Annotated in this window: 17 protein-coding genes; 13 read left to right on the top strand and 4 right to left on the bottom strand. The window is 64.8% G+C overall.

Annotation, left to right across the window (positions count from 1 at the left end; genetic code table 11):
• Positions 1 to 3 precede the first annotated feature (3 nt).
• The gene (locus PD284_RS00150) at positions 4 to 1548 is read left to right on the top strand and encodes a tripartite tricarboxylate transporter permease (protein WP_274626219.1); all 1545 of its coding nucleotides are present in this window, start codon (positions 4 to 6) and stop codon (positions 1546 to 1548) included.
• 85 nt (positions 1549 to 1633) lie between these two features.
• Here the strand turns inward: PD284_RS00150 and PD284_RS00145 are convergent, their stop codons facing one another.
• Positions 1634 to 1792 carry a hypothetical protein gene (locus PD284_RS00145; RefSeq protein WP_274626218.1) on the bottom strand — a complete coding sequence of 53 codons (159 nt, stop codon included), beginning with the start codon at positions 1790 to 1792 and terminating at the stop codon, positions 1634 to 1636.
• Between the two features lie 328 nt (positions 1793 to 2120).
• On the opposite strand from PD284_RS00145, the gene rimP reads away from it, so the two are divergent.
• From rimP to pnp, 10 genes are all read left to right on the top strand, one after another.
• Positions 2121 to 2759 carry a ribosome maturation factor RimP gene (gene rimP, locus PD284_RS00140; protein ID WP_274630491.1) on the top strand — a complete coding sequence of 213 codons (639 nt, stop codon included), beginning with the start codon at positions 2121 to 2123 and terminating at the stop codon, positions 2757 to 2759.
• A 48-nt stretch (positions 2760 to 2807) separates the two neighbouring features.
• A complete protein-coding gene (gene nusA, locus PD284_RS00135; protein ID WP_274626217.1) occupies positions 2808 to 4403 on the top strand; it encodes a transcription termination factor NusA in 1596 nt (531 codons plus the stop codon).
• 32 nt (positions 4404 to 4435) lie between these two features.
• The gene (locus PD284_RS00130; RefSeq protein WP_274630490.1) at positions 4436 to 5086 is read left to right on the top strand and encodes an RNA-binding protein; all 651 of its coding nucleotides are present in this window, start codon (positions 4436 to 4438) and stop codon (positions 5084 to 5086) included.
• Complete coding sequence (infB, locus tag PD284_RS00125; protein ID WP_274626216.1) at positions 5083 to 7647, top strand: translation initiation factor IF-2; 2565 nt, start codon at positions 5083 to 5085, stop codon at positions 7645 to 7647. The genes PD284_RS00130 and infB overlap by 4 nt, the downstream gene beginning before the upstream one ends.
• A 160-nt stretch (positions 7648 to 7807) precedes the next feature.
• Entirely contained in the window at positions 7808 to 8215 is a 408-nt protein-coding gene (rbfA, locus tag PD284_RS00120; RefSeq protein WP_274626215.1) for a 30S ribosome-binding factor RbfA, read from the top strand.
• Positions 8216 to 9181: a tRNA pseudouridine(55) synthase TruB gene (gene truB / locus PD284_RS00115; RefSeq protein WP_274626214.1), complete on the top strand. Its 966-nt coding sequence runs from the start codon at positions 8216 to 8218 to the stop codon at positions 9179 to 9181.
• A 9-nt stretch (positions 9182 to 9190) separates the two neighbouring features.
• Positions 9191 to 10291 (top strand): magnesium/cobalt transporter CorA, encoded by a 1101-nt coding sequence (gene corA, locus PD284_RS00110; protein WP_274626213.1) that lies wholly within the window; start codon positions 9191 to 9193, stop codon positions 10289 to 10291.
• Between the two features lie 96 nt (positions 10292 to 10387).
• A complete protein-coding gene (locus PD284_RS00105; protein ID WP_274626212.1) occupies positions 10388 to 12055 on the top strand; it encodes a sensor histidine kinase in 1668 nt (555 codons plus the stop codon).
• A 97-nt stretch (positions 12056 to 12152) separates the two neighbouring features.
• Positions 12153 to 12500: a 30S ribosomal protein S15 gene (gene rpsO / locus PD284_RS00100; protein WP_274626211.1), complete on the top strand. Its 348-nt coding sequence runs from the start codon at positions 12153 to 12155 to the stop codon at positions 12498 to 12500.
• 278 nt (positions 12501 to 12778) lie between these two features.
• Positions 12779 to 14923 carry a polyribonucleotide nucleotidyltransferase gene (pnp, locus tag PD284_RS00095; protein WP_274626210.1) on the top strand — a complete coding sequence of 715 codons (2145 nt, stop codon included), beginning with the start codon at positions 12779 to 12781 and terminating at the stop codon, positions 14921 to 14923.
• Between the two features lie 81 nt (positions 14924 to 15004).
• Here pnp and PD284_RS00090 read toward each other — a convergent pair whose 3' ends face one another.
• Positions 15005 to 15403 (bottom strand): nuclear transport factor 2 family protein, encoded by a 399-nt coding sequence (locus tag PD284_RS00090; protein WP_274626209.1) that lies wholly within the window; start codon positions 15401 to 15403, stop codon positions 15005 to 15007.
• A 95-nt stretch (positions 15404 to 15498) separates the two neighbouring features.
• On the bottom strand, positions 15499 to 16578 hold the full coding sequence (locus PD284_RS00085) for an NAD(P)H-dependent flavin oxidoreductase (protein WP_274626208.1): 1080 nt from the start codon (positions 16576 to 16578) through the stop codon (positions 15499 to 15501).
• Positions 16579 to 16683: 105 nt separating this feature from the next.
• Here PD284_RS00085 and PD284_RS00080 point away from each other — a divergent pair, with 105 nt between their 5' ends.
• Complete coding sequence (locus tag PD284_RS00080; RefSeq protein WP_274626207.1) at positions 16684 to 17718, top strand: class I SAM-dependent methyltransferase; 1035 nt, start codon at positions 16684 to 16686, stop codon at positions 17716 to 17718.
• Between the two features lie 102 nt (positions 17719 to 17820).
• The gene (locus tag PD284_RS00075; RefSeq protein ID WP_274626206.1) at positions 17821 to 18192 is read left to right on the top strand and encodes an energy transducer TonB; all 372 of its coding nucleotides are present in this window, start codon (positions 17821 to 17823) and stop codon (positions 18190 to 18192) included.
• Between the two features lie 14 nt (positions 18193 to 18206).
• Here the strand turns inward: PD284_RS00075 and PD284_RS00070 are convergent, their stop codons facing one another.
• A complete protein-coding gene (locus PD284_RS00070; protein ID WP_274626205.1) occupies positions 18207 to 19742 on the bottom strand; it encodes a putative bifunctional diguanylate cyclase/phosphodiesterase in 1536 nt (511 codons plus the stop codon).
• Positions 19743 to 19751 lie beyond the last annotated feature (9 nt).

Raw genomic sequence — 19751 nt, 5'->3', positions numbered from 1 at the left:
CCGATGAACACCTTCGAGCTGCTCGGTCAGGGTCTCCTGACGGCGATGCAATGGTCAAACCTCTTCTATGCGCTGGTCGGCGTGACGCTTGGCACAGCCGTCGGCGTGCTGCCGGGCATCGGTCCGGCGCTCACCGTCGCGCTGCTTCTGCCGGTCACCTACAAGCTTGACCCGGCCGGGTCGTTGATCATGTTCGCCGGCATCTACTATGGCGGCATGTATGGCGGCTCGACCACCTCGATCCTGCTCAACACGCCGGGCGAGAGCGCTTCGATCGTCACTGCGCTGGAGGGCAACAAGATGGCCCGCCAGGGCCGCGGCGGTCCGGCTCTGGCGACTGCAGCCATCGGCTCCTTCATCGCCGGCCTGCTGGCGACCCTGGGCCTGGCCTTCATCGCGCCCTCGGTGGTCAAGTTCGCGCTTTCCTTCGGCCCAGCCGAGTATTTCGGGCTGATGTTGCTGGCCTTCATGACGGTGTCGGCGGCCTTCGGCGAGTCGACCCTGCGTGGGCTCACTTCACTGTTCATCGGATTGGCGCTCGGCCTCATCGGCATCGACCAGCTGACCGGCCAGACCCGCCTCGCGATGGGGCTGCCGAACCTGTTCGACGGTATCTCGGTGACCACGCTGGCCGTGGCGCTATTTGCGATCGGCGAAACGCTGGCCGTCGTCGCCGCCAAGCACATGGCGGAGGAAAAGGTCGAATCCGTCAAGGGATCGGTCTGGATGAGCAGGCAGGACTGGAGGCGTTCGTGGGCGCCGTGGCTGCGGGGCACGGCAATCGGTTTCCCCATCGGCGCGATGCCGGCGGGCGGGGCCGACGTCTCCAGTTTCCTCTCCTATGCCGCTGAGAAGAATTTTTCCAAGCATCCTGAAGACTTCGGCAAGGGGGCGATCGAAGGCGTCGCCGGTCCTGAGGCGGCCAACAATGCCTCTGCCGCCGGCACACTGGTGCCGCTGCTGACGCTTGGGCTTCCGACTACGGCGACGGCAGCGATCATGCTGGCAGGCTTCCAGCAGTTCGGTCTGCAGCCGGGACCGTTGCTCTTCGTCACCAATGCGCCCCTGGTGTGGGGGCTGATTGCCAGCCTGCTGGTCGCCAATCTGATGCTGATCGTGCTGAACCTGCCGCTGATCGGGTTGTGGGTGAAGCTGCTGACCATCCCGCGGCACTGGCTCTATGCCGGCATCCTGGTGTTCGCCACGTTGGGCACCATCGGCGCCGACGGCTCGACCTATCACCTGTTCGGCGTGCCGGTCTCGTTCGGACTGGGGCTGCTGATGCTGTTCGGGATACTCGGCTACCTGCTGCGCCGCTTCCACTACCCGATCGCGCCGGTCGTCGTGGGCCTCATCCTCGGGCCGATGGCGGAGAAGAGCCTCAGGCAGGCGCTGCAGATCAGCCAGGGCGACCCGCTGGCGCTCTTCCATTCCTGGATCGCGGTGTTTCTCTGGGCGCTGGCGCTGACGGCTGTCTTCCTGCCGATGTATTTGCGCTATCGCGGCAAGGGCAAGGTGCTCGCCCAGATCGCCGGCGATAGCGACTGAGGGAATTTTGGCCGACCGCCGGCGTCCCTTGCGGGTCAGCCAGGCGGTCGTCGCGTGCCGCTATGCGCGGCGGAACAGGCCGTGTTTAGCGGCCGATCTGACGGAACTGCTCCGGGTCGATCCCGAGGCCGCGCAGATGGCGCGCCGCGGGCTGACGTCTGTTGCGGACGGCGGCTGCCGTTGCGACCGCGTCGCCGATGATGCCGAGCACCTCGCTGAGGGTGATGCGTTTTGGGGTAGTCATTGTTCCTGCTTTCCAGTGCCTCATTGTGCGCTGCAACATAGATAGTGCAGCGCACACCGATCTTCCAGAGCTCTGTCTGCAGGGCTGCCATGTCGGTATGCATGGCCCCGCCGCGTCGCTCGGCCGATGTGGCTAGGGCGAAAACGTCGTGAAAAAGACCGAAAACTCCATGATAGAGGCGCCGCCGTTGTCTAAGCCTTGCAAACCGCCGGGATTGGGACTATATCGGCCTCAAATTCTTGGTCGGTATGACGAAGAGTGGGTCCAACCGGTCCCGCTCTTTTTTGTTACCTGGCAGCGCCACAGTGGAGACTTGATGACCGAAGACGTGACGGCACGCGACGAAGGCGATGATCGCATCATCCGCGAGAGCGGCGTCGACGCGCGTATCGCGGCGATCATCGCGCCGGTGCTGCGCGGCATAGGTTTCCGCCTCGTCCGCGTCCGCCTGTTCGGTCAGAACGGTCTGACGCTGCAGATCATGGCCGAGCGCAATGACGGGACCATGACCGTCGAGGATTGCGAAGAGGTCAGCCGGGCGGTGTCACCTGTCCTCGACGTGGAAGATCCGGTCGAAAAGGCGTATCATCTGGAAGTGTCCTCGCCGGGTATAGATCGCCCGCTGGTCCGGAAATCCGATTTCGCGGTGTGGCAGGGTCACTTGGCGAAGATCGAGACTTCGATCATGGTCGCCGACCGCAAGCGGTTTCGCGGCAAGATCACGTCCGCCGACGAAAATGGCGTCGAGCTCACCCGCGACCAGCCGGCCTACGGCGAAGAACCCACGGTCAGCCTGCCTTACGAGGCGATATCGGAAGCGCGGCTGATACTGACCGACGACCTGATCCGCGATGCGCTGTCGAAGGACAACAAGGCGCGCAAGGAAGCCAGGAAGCGGCGCGGCGAATTGGACGACGATGCGTCGGATGACGACGCTGAAGCCGGCCCCGCCGAGGCCGACGAGTAGTATTGAATATGCGGATCTCGTTGTCCGCAACCTGTCAGGGAGACAAAAATGGCAGTCAGTGCGAACAGACTTGAGCTGCTGCAGATCGCCGATGCGGTCGCGCGCGAAAAGTCGATCGACAAGAGCATCGTGATCGCCGCGATGGCCGACGCCATCCAGAAGGCCGCGCGCTCGCGTTACGGCCAGGAGACGACCATCCGCGCCGACATCAATCCGAACACCGGCGAGATGAAGCTGCAGCGCCTCATGGAGGTCGTCGAGACCGTCGAGGATTTCGACAAGCAGATCTCGATCGAGGACGCCCGCCGCCGCAATCCGGACGCCGAGCCGGGCGACTTCATCGCCGAGCAGCTGCCGCCGATGGATTTCGGCCGTATCGCCGCCCAGTCGGCCAAGCAGGTCATCGTGCAGAAAGTGCGCGAGGCCGAGCGTGATCGTCAGTACGACGAGTACAAGGATCGCATCGGCGAGATCGTCAACGGCACGGTGAAGCGCGTCGAGTACGGCAACGTCATCGTCGACCTTGGCCGCGGCGAGGCCATCATCCGCCGCGACGAGCTCATTCCGCGCGAGAACTACAAGTACGGCGATCGCGTCCGCGCCTATGTCTACGACGTGCGCCGCGAGCAGCGTGGGCCGCAGATCTTCCTGTCGCGCACCCATCCGCAGTTCATGGCGAAACTGTTCAACATGGAAGTGCCGGAGATCTACGACGGCATCATCGAGATCAAGTCGGTGGCCCGCGATCCGGGCAGCCGCGCCAAGATCGCCGTGATCTCGCGCGACAGCTCGATCGATCCCGTCGGCGCCTGCGTCGGCATGCGCGGTTCGCGGGTGCAGGCGGTGGTTGCCGAGCTGCAGGGCGAGAAGATCGACATCATTCCGTGGTCGCCGTCTGCCGCTTCCTTCATCGTCAATGCGCTGCAGCCGGCGGAAGTCGCCAAGGTGGTGCTCGACGAGGATGCGGAGCGCATCGAGGTCGTCGTCCCCGATGACCAGCTCTCGCTCGCGATCGGCCGGCGCGGACAGAACGTCCGTCTCGCCTCGCAGCTGACCGGGTGGGACATCGACATCCTCACCGAAGAGGAAGAGTCGCAGCGTCGCCAGAAGGAATTCGTGGAGCGCTCGAACCTGTTCATGACGGCGCTGGACGTCGACGAGATGGTCGGCCAAGTGCTCGCCTCGGAAGGCTTCACGAGCGTCGAGGAAGTCGCCTATGTCGACCAGGGCGAGATCTCCTCAATTGACGGCTTCGACGAAGATACGGCCGTTGAGATCCAGCGGCGTGCGAAAGATTATCTGGACAAGATTGAGGCCGAGCACGACGCCAAGCGCAACAAGCTGGGCGTCCAGGACGAGCTGCGCGAGATCCCCGGCGTGACCACGGCCATGATGGTCGCGCTCGGCGAGGACGGGGTGAAGACCGTCGAGGACTTCGCCGGCTATGCCGTCGACGATCTCGTCGGCTGGAAGGAGCGCAAGGACGGCGAGACCAAGACCTATCCGGGCGTGCTGGCCGATTTTGGCGTCACTCGGGCGGATGCCGAGCAGATGGTGGTCGCTGCGCGCCTCAAGGCGGGCTGGATCAATGAGGACGACGTCGCCGCTGAAGCCGAAGAATCGGCCGAATCCGTCGGCGCCTGAGATGAAACTGCCGGGGACCACGCTTGGACGAAATGAACGATCGCACCTGCATCGTCACCAGGAACACGGCCGCGCCGGATGATCTGATCCGGTTCGTGGTCGGGCCGGATTCGGCCGTCGTCCCCGATCTGAAACGAAATTTGCCGGGCCGTGGCTGTTGGGTTACGGCCAATCGCACCCATATAGAGAAGGCGGCCGAGAAGCGCCTGTTTGCGCGAGCGTTCAAGGCCGACGTCACCGTGCCTGCCGATCTCGCAGGGATGGTGGACCGCCTCCTGGCGAAATCGGCGCTTGGTGCGCTGGGGCTTGCCCGCAAGGCTGGCGCCGTGTCGCTTGGCGCGGCGAAGACCGAAGCCGCCGTGCGCGGCGGCAAGGCCGTTGCCGTGCTCCATGCGCAAGAGGCCGCCGAAGACGGCTGCAGGAAGATATCGCAGGCGCGCCGCGCCACGGTACACCTTGGTGGCCCTGACATACCCGCCTACAAACTTTTTTCCGAAGCGGAATTGGGTTTGGCATTAGGGGGCACAAATGTGATACATGCAGCGCTTCTCGCGGGCGACGCGGGAAAGGCTGCGTTGAAGCGCATGGTTGCGCTCGACCGGTACCGGGGCGGATCTCCGGACACACGATCAGCGTTTGCGGCAGTTGCCGAAGTTGATGTTGCCGCAGAGGACATGGAATGAGTGACACGAAGTCAGGTGACGACAAGACCTTGAGCGTCAACAAGAAGACGACGCTCACCCTCAAGCGCCCGGAGCAGGGCACGATCCGTCAGAATTTCTCGCACGGACGCACGAATTCCGTCGTCGTGGAGACGAAGAAGCGCAAGTTCGAGGTGCCGGGCACCGTCAAGCGCGAGCCCGTGCAGGTTGTGACCGCGTTCAAGCCCAAGACGCCTCAGCCGCAGCCGCAGGTCCAGCCGCGCGAGACGCCGCGCCCGCAGCCCGACCGCTCCGGCATGGTGCTGAATGAACTCTCCACGGAGGAGATGGACGCCCGTCGTCGCGCGCTGGAGGGCTCCAAGGCACGCGAGATGGAGGAACGTACGCGCGCGGCCGAGGACGCCAAGCGCCGGGCGGCCGAGGACGAGCTTCGCCAGCGCGAGCGCGAGGATTCGGCTCGCCGTCAGGCCGAAGAAGAAGCCCGCATCCAGGCGGAAGCGGAATCGCGCCGCCGCGCCGAGGAAGAGGCGCGCCGCCGCGCCCCGCAGCTCGACACCCGACCGGCTCCCGAAGCCGACGAGGCGGAGGAAAAACGTCCCGCGCCGCGCGGCGTTTCCGCTCCCGCTCCGATCAAGCGTCTGGTCAAGCCCGAACTCGCGCGCCCGACGCGCGCCAAGGGTGAAGCCGATCGCCGCCAGGGTAAGCTGACGCTGAGCTCGGCGACCTCTTCCGAGGACGATGCGCGTGGGCGCTCGCTGTCGGCGATGCGTCGCCGTCAGGAAAAGTTCAAGCGCGCCATGTACCAGGAGCAGCGCGAGAAGATCGTGCGCGAGGTGACCATCCCCGAGACCATCACCATCCAGGATCTCGCGAACCGCATGTCGGAACGCGCCGTGGATATCGTGAAGTTCTTCATGAAGCAGGGCCAGATCCTGAAGCCGGGCGACGTGATCGACGCCGATACCGCCGAGCTGGTGGCCTCCGACTTCGGGCACACGGTCAAGCGCGTCGCCGAGTCGGACATCGAGGAAGGCCTCTTCAACATCCCCGATCGTCCGGAGGATCTCGAGTCGCGTCCGCCGGTCGTCACCATCATGGGTCACGTCGACCACGGCAAGACCTCGCTGCTCGACGCCATCCGCAACGCCAATGTGCAGTCCGGCGAAGCCGGTGGCATCACCCAGCACATCGGCGCCTACCAGGTGGAGAAGAACGGCCAGAAGATCACCTTCATCGACACGCCGGGCCACGCCGCCTTCACGGCGATGCGCGCTCGCGGCGCGCAGGCGACCGACATTGCCGTGCTGGTCGTCGCGGCCGACGACAGCGTGATGCCGCAGACGATCGAGTCCATCAGCCATGCCAAGGCGGCCGGCGTACCGATCATCGTGGCGATCAACAAGGTCGACAAGCACGAGGCCGATCCGCAGAAGGTGCGCACGCAGCTTCTGCAGCACGAGGTGTTCGTGGAATCGATGGGCGGCGAGGTGCTCGACGTCGAGGTTTCCGCCAAGACCGGCGCCGGCATCGACAAGCTGCTGGAAGCGATCCTGCTGCAGGCCGAGCTACTCGATCTCAAGGCCAATCCGGAACGTACCTCGGAAGGCGTCGTCATCGAGGCCAAGCTCGACAAGGGTCGTGGCCCGGTCGCGACCGTGCTGGTCCAGACCGGCACGCTGATGCCCGGCGATATCATCGTTGCCGGCAACGAGTGGGGCCGTGTCCGCGCGCTGGTCAACGACCGCGGCGGGCACGTGGAAGAAGCCCCGCCCGCGATGCCGGTCGAGGTGCTGGGCCTTCAGGGCACGCCGCAGGCCGGCGACCGCTTCGCTGTCGTCAACAACGAGGCGCGCGCCCGCGAGATCACCGAGTACCGTCAGCGTCTGGCGCGTGACAAGGCCGTCGCCAAGCACGCCGGCCAGCGTGGTTCGCTCGAGCAGATGATGTCGCAGTTGCAGACCAGCGGCCTCAAGGAGTTCCCGCTGATCATCAAGGGCGACGTGCAGGGTTCGATCGAAGCGATCGTCACGGCCTTGGACAAGCTCGGCACCGACGAGGTGCGCGCGCGTATCGTCCATGCCGGCGCAGGCGCCATCACGGAAAGCGACGTCACGCTGGCCGAGACGTCCGGGGCCTCGATCATCGGCTTCAACGTCCGCGCCAATGCGCAGGCTCGTCAAGCGGCCGAGCAGGCGGGCATCGAGATCCGCTACTACAACATCATCTACAGCCTCGTGGACGATGTGAAGGCGGCGATGTCGGGCCTTCTGTCGCCGGAACGCCGCGAGACCTTCCTCGGCAATGCCGAGATCCTCGAGGTCTTCCACATCACCAAGGTCGGCAAGGTCGCGGGCTGCCGTGTCACCGAGGGCCGGGTGGAGCGTGGCGCAGGCGTCCGCCTGATCCGCGACAACGTCGTCATCCACGAGGGCACCCTGAAGACGCTGAAGCGGTTCAAGGACGAAGTCTCCGAGGTGCCGGTCGGCCAGGAATGCGGCATGGCCTTCCAGAACTACGAGGACATCCGACAGGGCGACATCATCGAGTGCTACCGCGTCGAGATGATCACGCGGACGCTGTAAGGCGGTCGCGATCTCCTTTCCCCAACCGGGGAGGGGAGACGAGCCAGGCGGTTGGAGGCGGAGATTTCATCCGCCGAAAGCGCCTTCATCATCCGGTTGCCCGCGTTTTGCCCGAGGGGCGAAAGCGCATGCAGCCGTGCACCCTTTTTTGGCTTGATAGATGTCGAAATCCACAAGTTCCGGCCCCTCCCAGCGCCAGCTCCGCGTCGGCGAGCAGGTGCGCCACGCACTCGCCGATCTCCTTCAGCGCGGAGAGGTTCGCGACGATCTCATCGAGACGACCGTGATCTCAGTCTCGGAGGTGCGCATGTCGCCCGACCTGAAGATCGCCACGGCTTTCGTTGCGCCGCTCGGCGCGCGTGAGGATGCGAGGGTCATCGAGGCGCTGAACCGCAACGCGCGCTTCATCCGCGGCCGCATGTCGCCCGCGCTTCGACAGATGAAGTACATGCCGGAGGTCCGTTTCCGCCTGGACACCAGCTACGACAACATGGCGAAGATCGACGATCTGCTACGCTCGCCCGAAGTGGCGCGCGATCTGGACAGCGATAAAGAAGACAAGGAATAGATGTCCCGTCCCCGCAAGAAGAAGGGCCGGCCGGTTTCCGGCTGGGTCGTGTTGGACAAGCCGGTCGGCATGGGTTCGACCGAAGCCGTCTCGAAGATCAAGTGGCTGTTCAATGCCGATAAGGCGGGCCACGCCGGCACGCTCGATCCACTGGCGTCGGGAATGCTGCCGATCGCGCTGGGCGAGGCGACGAAGACCGTCCCCTATGTCCAAGACGGCGCCAAGGTCTACCGATTCAGCGTCGCCTGGGGCGAGGAGCGTTCTACCGACGACCTCGAAGGCCCGGTGACGAAGACATCGGAAAAGCGGCCGACGGAGGATGAGATCCGCGCGCTGCTGCCGAAGTACACCGGCGTTATCATGCAGATCCCGCCGCAGTTTTCCGCCATCAAGATCGCCGGCGAGCGGGCCTACGATCTGGCGCGCGAGGGCGGGACGGTGGACATTCCGCCGCGCGAAGTGGAGATCGCCCGCCTCGAACTCCTGGAGACGAAGCCCGAGGGACATTCGGTGTTCGAAATAGAGTGCGGCAAGGGCACCTATGTGCGCTCGCTGGCCCGCGACATGGGGCGCGACCTGGGCTGTTTTGGCCATATCGCCAGCCTGCGCCGGACCGAAGTCGATCCGTTCGCGGAGGAGGATTTCGTCACCATCGCGGAACTGGAGGCGGCGCGGCCGGCCGAGGCGGCCGCACCGGAAGAGGGTCAGCCCAAGCCGGCCTACCGCGACTTCTCCGCCCTCGACAGCCTGCTGCTCGACACCGTCGAGGCCCTCGACTGCCTGCCCCAGGTAGCACTCACCGACGAGGCTGCCCAGAAGATCAGGCTCGGTAATTCGGTGATCGTGCGCGGCCGCGACGCCCCCCTCGAAGCCGAGGAAGCCTGTGCCACGGTGCGCGGAAAACTGGTTGCCATCGGGGCCATAGAAGCCGGTATGTTCAAGCCGAAACGAGTGTTCACCGTGTAAAGGGGCTGCATGGCGGGGTCGAAGCCGGAAGGTGAGAGGAAAAGGCCTCGCAGGAAGGCCAAACGATCCCCCGTAGGCGCTTCGCCCGGCACCCTTGTGGCGGATCCGAACGCCAGGCCGCCGATTCTCAGCATCACCGGCATCTCGCCGGACGGCTTTGAGGCTGTCGCGGACGCCTCACTAACCGAGGTCCGCAGGCTGTGCGACGCTTGGCCGGTGATCTGGCTGGACTGCGCGGGGCTCGCGGATGTCGGCCTCGTCGCCGAAATTGGCGCAATCTTCGGCCTGCATCCTCTGGCGCTGGAGGATACGGTGAACACTGGCCAGCGGCCGAAGGTCGACTTCTTCGACGATCACGCCTTCGTGGTTCTGTCGATGATCGATGACGTCGCCACGAACCGCTATGAGCAGGTTGCAGTCTACTTCAACCGCAAGTTCGTCGTCACCTTCCAGGAACGCCAGGGCGATCCGTTCAGCCCGGTGCGCAAACGGATCGAGTCGTCGCAGTCGAACCGGCTGCGGACCCGCTCGGCCGACTACCTGGCCTATGCGCTGATCGACGCCCTCGTGGACAGCTATTTCCCGGCGCTGGAGGCGACGGGGGACAAGATCGAGCGGATCGAGGACGAGATGCTCGACGCGCCGCAGAAACATCAGACGCGCCAGATGCATGAACTGCGACGCAACATGATCGCGGCCAAGCGCGCGCTCGGGCCCCTGCACGACGCCGTTGCCGCGCTGCTGCGTTCGGACGCCCCCTATGTGAGCGCCGAAACGAGGACCTACATCAACGACACGCTGGACCACACGACGCGCCTGCTGGACATGGTGGAAACCTACCGCGACGTGCTGACGGGGCTGATCGACATGCACCTGTCGCTCAGCCAGGCCAAAACCAGCGAGGTCATCAATCTGCTGACCCTCATATCGACCATCTTCATCCCGCTCACATTCCTGGCCGGTATATGGGGGATGAACTTCGATTCCGAAGCGTCGCCATGGAACATGCCCGAGCTCAGGGCGGATTTCGGCTATCCGATGGCGCTCGGCCTGATGCTCATTATCGCCTTGATCCTCGTGCTCTACTTCCGCTGGAAAAAATGGCTGTAGACGCTTACGCTTGATCGTTGCGACGCGACAAAGGTTTCTGCCGAATTGCTGAAAAAGTTCAACTCCGGCGCGCCCGACACCGTGCATGGCGCACAAATGGCCGCTCCGCTCCGCAAATCCACCGGATCCCTTTCGATCAGCGTGCTGCTCGGGCTGCTGATCGCCGCCGCCCTTTTGCCGCCGCTGCTCCTTTCCGTGTTCCTGCTCGACCGCAACAATCGTGCGCAGGCGGATGTCGTCGCCACCCTGGCTGAAGCTGCGGCGGGCGCCGCGGTGCAAACGGTGGACAGCCAGCTTCAGGGCATGATCACCGCGCTTCGCAGCCTCTCGACCTCGAGTTCGTTGAACGAGGGCGATCTACGCCGCTTCTACGTCGGCGCGCAGCAGGCGCTGGCTGGAACGGCGTCCTATGTCATCGTCGCAGATGGGGACCTGAACCAGCTCCTGAACACGCGCCGCGCGTTCGGAGCCCCTCTGGGCAAGATCTCTGATCCGGAGCCGGCAGAGCACGCGCTGAAGACAGGCTTGCCCACCATCTCTGATGGCTTTCTCGGCCGTGTCGCCAACCGATGGGTGTTCAACATCATACTTCCACGGGTTCAGCCCGAGGGCGACTCCCTGTTGCTTCTGCTGACGCAGGATGCCGAGGCCCTTTCTAGTGCGCTGACCGTGGAGAACCTGCGCGGCGGTTGGAACGCGGTGATCGTCGACAATAACGGCACGGTGCTGGCTTCCAGCCTCATGTCCGCGGATGTCGGCAAGCCATTCTTCCTGGGCGAGGAGGCAAGCGCGGTCGGGCCGGTGCGGCGGTCGATAGACCTGGACGGCAAGGACTACGAGCTCGTCGCCAAGGCGTCGGAACTCAGCGGCTGGAAGGTCATCCTGTGGGCGGAGCGCGACGCCATCGAGCGTCCGCTGGAGCGCACCCTGCGGCTGCTGATGCTCGGCGGCCTTGCCATGATCGCGGTCGGCGGCCTCGCCGCCTGGCTGTTCGGCAGGCAGATATCCAAATCGGTCCGCCGTCTGGCGCGCGACGCCCATCGGCTTGGCGCGGGGGAAGAAGTAGCGGCGATGTCGTATCCGGTCAGGGAGTTGACGACCGTTTCCGCGGCGATGGCCGACGCTGCGGCACAGCGCCGGGCGGCGGAGAACGAGATTCGCTTCCTCATGCGGGAGGTCGCGCACCGCTCAAAGAACCAGCTCACGGTCGTGTCATCGATCGCCAACCAGAGCGCGCGCAATGCCGAAAGCGTGGCCGAGTTCAGCGAGCGTTTCCAGCAGCGGCTGATGGGCCTCGCCCGTTCGACCGACCTGCTCATCGCCGGCAGCGTCGCCGGTGTGGAGCTGCGGGAGCTCATCACGGTGCAAATCGAGCCGTTCCGGCCTGCCGAGGATACCCGGCTGCAGATTTCCGGACCGCACTTCCGGCTCTCCCTGCAGGCAGCGCAGACGCTTGGTCTGGCAATCCACGAGATGGCGACGAACGCCGCCAAGTACGGCGCGTTCTCGCAGCAGTCCGGCCGCCTGTCGGTGACGTGGTCCCTCCATGGCGACGAGCTGGAGCTCGTATGGAGAGAGCACGTTCCCGATCTGAAACAGCGCTCGAGCCGGAAGGGGTTCGGCACCCAAATCATCGAGCGGATGCTCCCCGGTGGGCTCGGCGCCAAGGTCGAGCGGCATCTGCATCCCGACGGCCTGGAGGCACGTTTCACTTTCCCGGTCGCGAATATCCGACCGACGGACAAGCATCAGGAAGAGAGGTGAACCGCCCCGTTCAGGCTATCCTGGGGCGAGTCAGAATTGATCTGGCGTTTTCGCCACATTTCGCCTATATGCGCCGCAGCATTACGCGGTTCGCGCAATGTCCATCGGCCCCTGCTGGACGACATCCCGGCTGTGGGCGTCCCGAATTCCTAGAATATCAGAAAGGAAGTGTACGATGTCGATCACTGTAGAGCGCAAGCAGGCGCTGATGGCCGAGTTTGCGACCGCCAAGGGCGACACCGGTTCGCCGGAAGTCCAGGTTGCGATCCTCTCGGAGCGCATCAAGAACCTGACCGAGCACTTCAAGGGCCACAAGAAGGACAACCACTCCCGTCGTGGCCTGCTCGCTCTCGTCTCCCAGCGCCGCCGGCTGCTCGACTACCTGAAGGGCAAGGACGAGGCCCGCTACTCGACGCTGATCGAGAAGCTTGGCCTGCGCCGCTAAGAAAACTGGACGCTGGGCATCCTCGGATCGCCCAGCGTCCGCGCATTCGGGCCGCTCTCCGGAGGGCCCGCCCGTACCGGGATGGAGGGTTATTCCCGGAACGGCCCATGGATTGGTCATGGGGCAGGATTGCAGGACGCTTGGCAAACACGCCGATGTGCCGGTGAGGCCCAAGCTTCCCGTTGTCTTGCCCGTGGCTCGTCCGAACTGGAGCCAGGAAAGCGGAACGCGCCATTTCTGAGAATGGCGGCGCGCTCCCCGCATATGAAGGACAAGAGATGTTCAATCACCACAAAGTGGAAATCGAATGGGGCGGGCGTCCGCTCATCCTCGAGACCGGCAAGATCGCGCGTCAGGCTGACGGCGCCGTCCTCGCCACCTATGGCGAGACCGTCGTGCTCGCCACCGTCGTCTCCGCGAAGGAGCCGAAGCCCGGCTTCGACTTCTTCCCGCTGACCGTCAACTACCAGGAAAAGACCTACGCCGCCGGCAAGATCCCGGGCGGCTACTTCAAGCGAGAAGGCCGCCCGAGCGAGAAGGAGACCCTGGTTTCCCGTCTCATCGACCGTCCTATCCGCCCGCTCTTCGTCGACGGCTACAAGAACGACACGCAGGTCGTCGTCACCGTCGTTCAGCATGATCTGGAAAACGATCCGGACATCCTGTCGATCGTCGCCACTTCGGCTGCGCTGACGCTTTCCGGCGTGCCCTTCATGGGCCCGATCGGCGGCGCCCGCGTCGGCTACATCAACGGCGAGTACAAGCTCAATCCGCACCTCGACGAGATGCCGGAATCGAAGCTCGACCTCGTCGTCGCCGGCACCTCGGACGCCGTGCTGATGGTCGAGTCCGAGGCCCAGGAACTGGCCGAAGACGTCATGCTCGGCGCGGTCATGTTCGGCCACAAGAGCTTCCAGCCGGTCATTGACGCCATCATCAAGCTGGCCGAGGTCGCCGCCAAGGACCCGCGCGATTTCACTTCGCCGACCTTCGACGAACTCGAGAAGGAGATGCTGGGCCTCGCCGAGGCAGACCTGAGGGCCGCCTACAAGATCACCGACAAGCAGGATCGCTACGCCGCGGTCGACGCTGCCAAGGCCAAGGTGAAGGCTGCTTTCGCCGCCGAGGGCGAGGACGAGCCAAAGTGGTCGCCGGAACAGGTCGCCACGGTCTTCAAGGAACTGCAGGCCAAGATCGTCCGCTGGAACATCCTGGACACCGGCAGCCGCATCGACGGACGCGACCTCAAGACGGTCCGTCCGATCGTGTCGGAAGTCGGCATCCTGCCGCGCACGCACGGCTCGGCGCTGTTCACCCGCGGCGAGACCCAGGCGATCGTGGTCGCCACGCTGGGCACCGGCGAGGACGAGCAGTTCATCGACGAGCTGACCGGCACGCGCAAGGAAACCTTCCTGCTGCACTACAACTTCCCGCCCTACTCGGTCGGTGAGACCGGCCGCATGGGTTCCCCGGGACGTCGTGAGATCGGCCACGGCAAGCTTGCATGGCGCGCCGTCCACCCGATGCTGCCGGCGGCGGAGCAGTTCCCCTACACGCTGCGCGTCGTCTCCGAGATCACCGAGTCGAACGGCTCGTCCTCGATGGCGACCGTGTGCGGCACCTCGCTGGCCCTGATGGACGCCGGCGTGCCGCTGGCCAAGCCGGTGGCCGGCATTGCCATGGGCCTGATCAAGGAAGGCGAGCGCTTCGCGGTGCTCTCCGACATCCTCGGCGACGAGGACCATCTCGGCGACATGGACTTCAAGGTGGCCGGCACCGATCGTGGCATCACATCGCTGCAGATGGACATCAAGATCGCCGGCATCACCGAAGAGATCATGCGTATCGCGCTTGATCAGGCGAAGGGCGGCCGTGTGCATATCCTCGGCGAAATGGCGAAGGCGCTCTCCGAGAGCCGTGGCCAGCTCGGCGAGTTCGCGCCGCGCATCGAGGTCATGCACATCCCGACCGACAAGATCCGCGACGTGATCGGCTCTGGCGGCAAGGTGATCCGCGAGATCGTCGAGAAGACCGGCGCCAAGATCAACATCGAGGACGACGGCACGGTGAAGATCGCTTCGTCGAACGGCAAGGAGATCGAGGCGGCGAAGAAGTGGATCCACACCATCGTGGCCGAGCCGGAAGTCGGCGAGATCTACGAGGGCACGGTGGTCAAGACCGCCGACTTCGGCGCCTTCGTCAACTTCTTCGGCCCGCGCGACGGCCTCGTCCACATCTCGCAGCTTGCCAACGACCGCGTCCAGAAGACCACGGACGTCGTCAAGGAAGGCCAGAAGGTCTGGGTCAAGCTGATGGGCTTCGATGAGCGCGGCAAGGTCCGCCTCTCCATGAAGGTCGTCGATCAGGCGACCGGCAAGGAAATCCCCAGGGACAAGAAGTCCGACGCTGAAGATGCGGCATAAGCGGCATTCTTCATGAGCTGACATTGACGGGCGTGGCGCAAGCCGCGCCCGTTTTGTTTCATGCCGATGCGTTGGAGCCGGTCATCGGGCCGTCGTTCCCGACGGTTTTCCCACCATCGTTTCGGTATGCAGCGCGCAGTGCCAGGACTCGCCGTCCCGGGTCCATGTGCTGGCGTCGGCGGCTTCCATGGAATAGGGCTTGCCGTCCATTGTACCCTTCTGCTTCACCCTGTAGCCGATGACGGCGGTGTCTTCGGTAGGAAACAGGACCTGGACGTCGCTGAAGTCATAGGAATCGAGCGTCCATTTGCTCTCTTCCATCAATTTGGCGAAATCACTGCGTGAAATCTCGGAGATACCCTGCGGGCCGATGATGATGCTATTCTTGGCCATCATCCCGGTTGCGGCGCCTACGTCCTTCGAAATCATCGTATCCCAGAACTTCTTCTCCAGATCGACGATCGTCTGTTTGCGGCTCATTGTGCGTCTCCAATTCGGACGAACTGTGATCCGGGGAAACGGGGGGACCTTGCTTTCGTTCCTCTGTTTCCGGGTCCGCCTGAATCGGCTGTTGCTCAAACGGAGCCCATCCGTTTGAGCAGCGCCTGCGCCTCGTCGGCCAGCGTCCGCGTGAGCTCCGCCGCAGGCAACGCGCGGCCGAGCCGCATCGCCTGTCCCGACCAGAGCGGCATGAAGTCGCCCGATCCGGACGCTTCCGTCTTGGCGCGCAGCGGCATCAGCGCGCCGCCGGCCAGCGGGAATGCAGGCGCCACATCGGACATTGCCCCGACCTCGCGGATGATGCGGTTGACGATGCCGCGGGCCGGACGGCCGGTGAAGATGCGGGTGAGCACCGTCTCGTCGTCATAGGCGTGGTTCAGCGCCTCGCGATGGATCGGCGACACCTTCGCTTCGGGGCAGAACAGATAGGCGGTGCCTATCTGCACGGCCGAGGCCCCAAGCGCCAGGGCGGCGACGATGCCGCGGCCGTCCGCTATGCCGCCGGCGGCGATGACGGGAACCTTCACTGCATCCACGACCTGCGGTACCAGGGCCATAGTTCCGACCTGCTTCGATACGTCGGTGTCGAGGAACATGCCGCGATGGCCGCCGGCTTCGGACCCCTGGGCGATGATTGCGTCGCACCCATGTTGCTCCAGCCAGATCGCCTCGCGCACGGTTGTGGCGGAGGAGATCACCCTGGCGCCGGTCGCCTTGACGCGCTGCATCAGCGACGGCTCGGGAAGCCCGAAATGGAAGCTGACGACCTCAGGGCGAAATTCCTCCACGAGTCTGCAGAACGACGCGTCGAAGGGCGTGCGATTGGAGACCGGCATGGGCTCCGAGGGGTCGATCCCCAGCTCGACATAGTAGGGCTTCAGGCGCTCCCGCCATGTGGCTTCGCGCGCTTCGTCGAGGGCGGCCGGCGTATGGCAGAAGAAGTTGACGTTGACCGGCCGGTTGGTACCCCTGCGCACCTTCTCGAGCTCGGCGCGCGCCTGTTCGAGGCCCAGCATGGCTGAAGGCAGCGCGCCGAGGCCGCCGGCATTGGCGACGGCGACCGTCATGTCGGAGAGCACCGGACCGGCCATCGGCGCGAGCAGGATGGGGAGCTCGATGCCAAAGAGGTCGAGGATCCGGCGATCTGGCCACATGGCATGTTCCTTGTCTTGCGCCGCAGCGCTATAGCGGTCGCGAACCTCTCTATTGCTACGGCCTATGACCCATCAAAGCAAAGTTCTTTCGCGCGGCGGACGTTCATGACGCGGGAGGCTCTCGCCACGCTGCTCCACCCGTTCGAAGCGGACGTGCTCGAAACTCCCGGCGACGATGCGCGCGTGCTCTTCCTCGGCGCCGAGCCAGGATTTGTCCTGCCGGACGGTTTCGGCGGGAAACTGACGCTCGTGCAGGGGTTCCGGCCGCATTTCAGCGCCTTGGTCAAGGCCGGACATGACGTTTCGCAAACCGTATCGGGGGAGTGCTTCACGGCCGCCCTGGTGCTCTGCGGAAGGCATCGCGGCCTGAACGAGCTGAGGGTCGCTGACGCGCTCGAGCGGACCGGTCCCGGCGCGCTGATCGTCGTGGCCGGGGGCAAGGAGGATGGCGTCGCCAGTCTGAGAAAGCGGCTCAGCGGATCGTTTGCCGTCGAGGGCAGCCTTTCGAAGTATCACGGCGTCGCGTTATGGCTGCGGCGGCCCGCCGATCCGCAGCCCGCCATCGAGGCGCTGCGCGCCGAGAACGGTTCCGTGCTCGTCGAGGGCCGCTTCACCGCCGCGCCGGGCATGTTCTCGCACGATCGCGTCGATGCCGGATCGAAGCTTTTGGCGCAGCACCTGCCGGCCGAGCTTGCCGGCAAGGTGGCGGATTTCTGCGCCGGTTGGGGCTACCTCGCCGTCGAGGTCGCCGAACGCTGCCGCAAGGTGAAATCGCTGGATCTCTACGAGGCGGATTTCGCCTCGCTGGAGGCTGCCAGAGCCAATCTCGGCGCAGCCCTGGCCGGATCGCCTGCAGCGCCGACGGCCGGCTTCTACTGGCACGATCTCGTCGTCGAGCCGGTCGCCGAGCGCTACGACGCCATCGTCATGAACCCGCCCTTCCACACCGGACGCGCGGCCGAACCTGGTCTCGGCCAGGCGCTGATCGGTGCGGCCGCCCGCGCGCTGAAGCCGGGTGGGCAGCTGCTGGTCGTCGCGAACCGTCAGCTGCCCTACGAGGCTTCCCTGTCTGGGGCGTTCTCGGCTGTCCAGAAGCTTGCCGAGGACCAGGGCTTCAAGGTGCTCCGCGCCAAGCGATGACGCCCGGCGCGCCTGCGTTCCGCGTGCTGGCTCCGCCGCCGACGTCTTTTGCCGTTTCTTGGGCCATGCTATTGGTCTTGGGCGGTTAAATGGAGAGCGTTGATGAAAACGTTCATCGTACCGGCCATGCTTGCGGGCGTCGTTCTCGTCGGAACCGACCAATCCCGGGCAGACACTCTCAACACCATGGATGATGTCGGCGCCGCGATCCAGAGATGCTGGACGCCGCCATCCGGCGCGCCGGCGGGCGCTTCCGTCACGCTCAGCTTCGGCATCAAGCGCGACGGAAGCCTGCTGGGGACGCCGAAACCGACCGCCATCAGCGTCAGTGGAGACGAAAAGGCGCGGAAGTCGTTCGTCGAGGCGGCCGTGCAGGCGGTGGAGCAGTGCATGCCGTTGCAACTGTCACCTGCGCTGGCGCAGGGGATCGCAGGCACCGTCTACACCATGCAGTTTACCTCGCCCGGGAACTGACGAGGCGAAGTGCGTCAGTGCATGGTGGCGCTTGCGGCGGCAGCCGTCTCGGCGCTGTCACGCAGTTGCAGCGGGCCAGGACGTCCGAAGAAATAGCCCTGCACGACTTCGCAGCCGGCCGCTTTCAGAAGCGTGGCCTGACTCTCCGTCTCGACGCCTTCCGCGATCGTGCGAACGCCGAGCGCCCGCGACAGGCCAACGATGGTGGAGACGACGGCGCCGCTGTTCGAATCCGTTTCCATCCGGCTCACGAAGGAACGGTCGATCTTCAGCTTCCGGAACGGGAAGTCGATCAGATAGCTGAGGTTCGAGTAGCCGGTGCCGAAGTCGTCCACGGCGACCGAAATGCCCATTCCTGCAAGCTCCTTGAGCACGACCGCCGCGCGCTCGCGGTCCTGCATCATCGCGGTTTCAGTCACTTCGAGCTCCAGCCTGCTCGGTGCGATTCCGGTGGCCTGGATCGCCTGGCGCACCACGGTCAGGAAGTCGCGTGTCATGAACTGGACCGGCGAGATGTTCACGGCGACGAAGCAGTCGTCGGGCAGGAGGCGCGCATCGGAGCACGCCTTTCTGAGCACCCAGCTTCCGATCGGAAAGATCATCCCGGTCTCCTCGGCGATCGGGATGAACTCGTTGGGCGGGATCATGCCGCGTTCGGGGTGCTTCCAACGGATCAGCGCCTCGTAGCCCACGGTCTTGCCAGACTGCAGGTCGAGTTGCGGCTGGTAATGCAGGTGGAAGTCGCCGCGTTCGAAAGCGGTGTGCAGCTCGGACTCGACCCATTGCCGGTGGTCGGCGACCCTGCCCATGTCCGGGTGGAAGATCGCCCAGCCGCCGAGTCCCGTCGCCCGCGCATGCTGCAGGGCCAGGCTGGAGCACCGCAGGACCTGGACGGGATCGTCGCCGTCCCCGGTCACCGCTGCCAATCCGAGCGAGACGTTCACAGACTGCAGGTGCGTTGCCAACTGATAGGGCTCCATCAGACGATCGATCAGCGCCTGGACGAACGCCTCGATGGGCAGGTCGATCTCGTCGTCCTTTATCAGGATGCCGAACTCTCCCGCGCCGAGCCGCCCGATCTCGGCGTTTCGCGGCAGGGCATCTTGAAGCCTCCGGGCGAAGGTGCGGATAAGCTCGTCGCCTTGACCGTAGCCGATCGCCTCGTTGATCTGCTTGAAGCGATCGATGTCGACGTCGATCAGGAACACGCTTTCGCCGGTCCGCTCGGTTGTTGCGCCTGCCGTGGCGACGCGACCGATCATCGCCCGGCGCGAGTGGAGGCCGGTCAGTTTGTCGAGCTGGGTTTCCTGATGGACGTACTGGAGGGATTCGTCGACGCCAGCAAAAAACGCCAGTGCGGCACAGCTTGAGCCAAGCACGAAAAGCGCGGCGATGATGGCGCCGGCCGTCTCGGCCGGAATGAAGGTCGCATTGGAGCCGAAGGCGATTTGCAGCCCCCACATGCCCATGGCAAGGCTGCCGATGCCGCAGGCGGCGATCGTGGTCAACCGGAACAGCGTGCTTCGATGCGGATTTTTGAACTGCGGCATGTGGGTCCC

It is taken from the genome of Mesorhizobium shangrilense, from assembly GCF_028826155.1.
Classification (GTDB): domain Bacteria; phylum Pseudomonadota; class Alphaproteobacteria; order Rhizobiales; family Rhizobiaceae; genus Arvimicrobium; species Arvimicrobium flavum.
The sequence above is the reverse complement of the archived record's forward strand: the minus strand, read 5'-3'. Positions and strand labels throughout refer to the sequence as shown.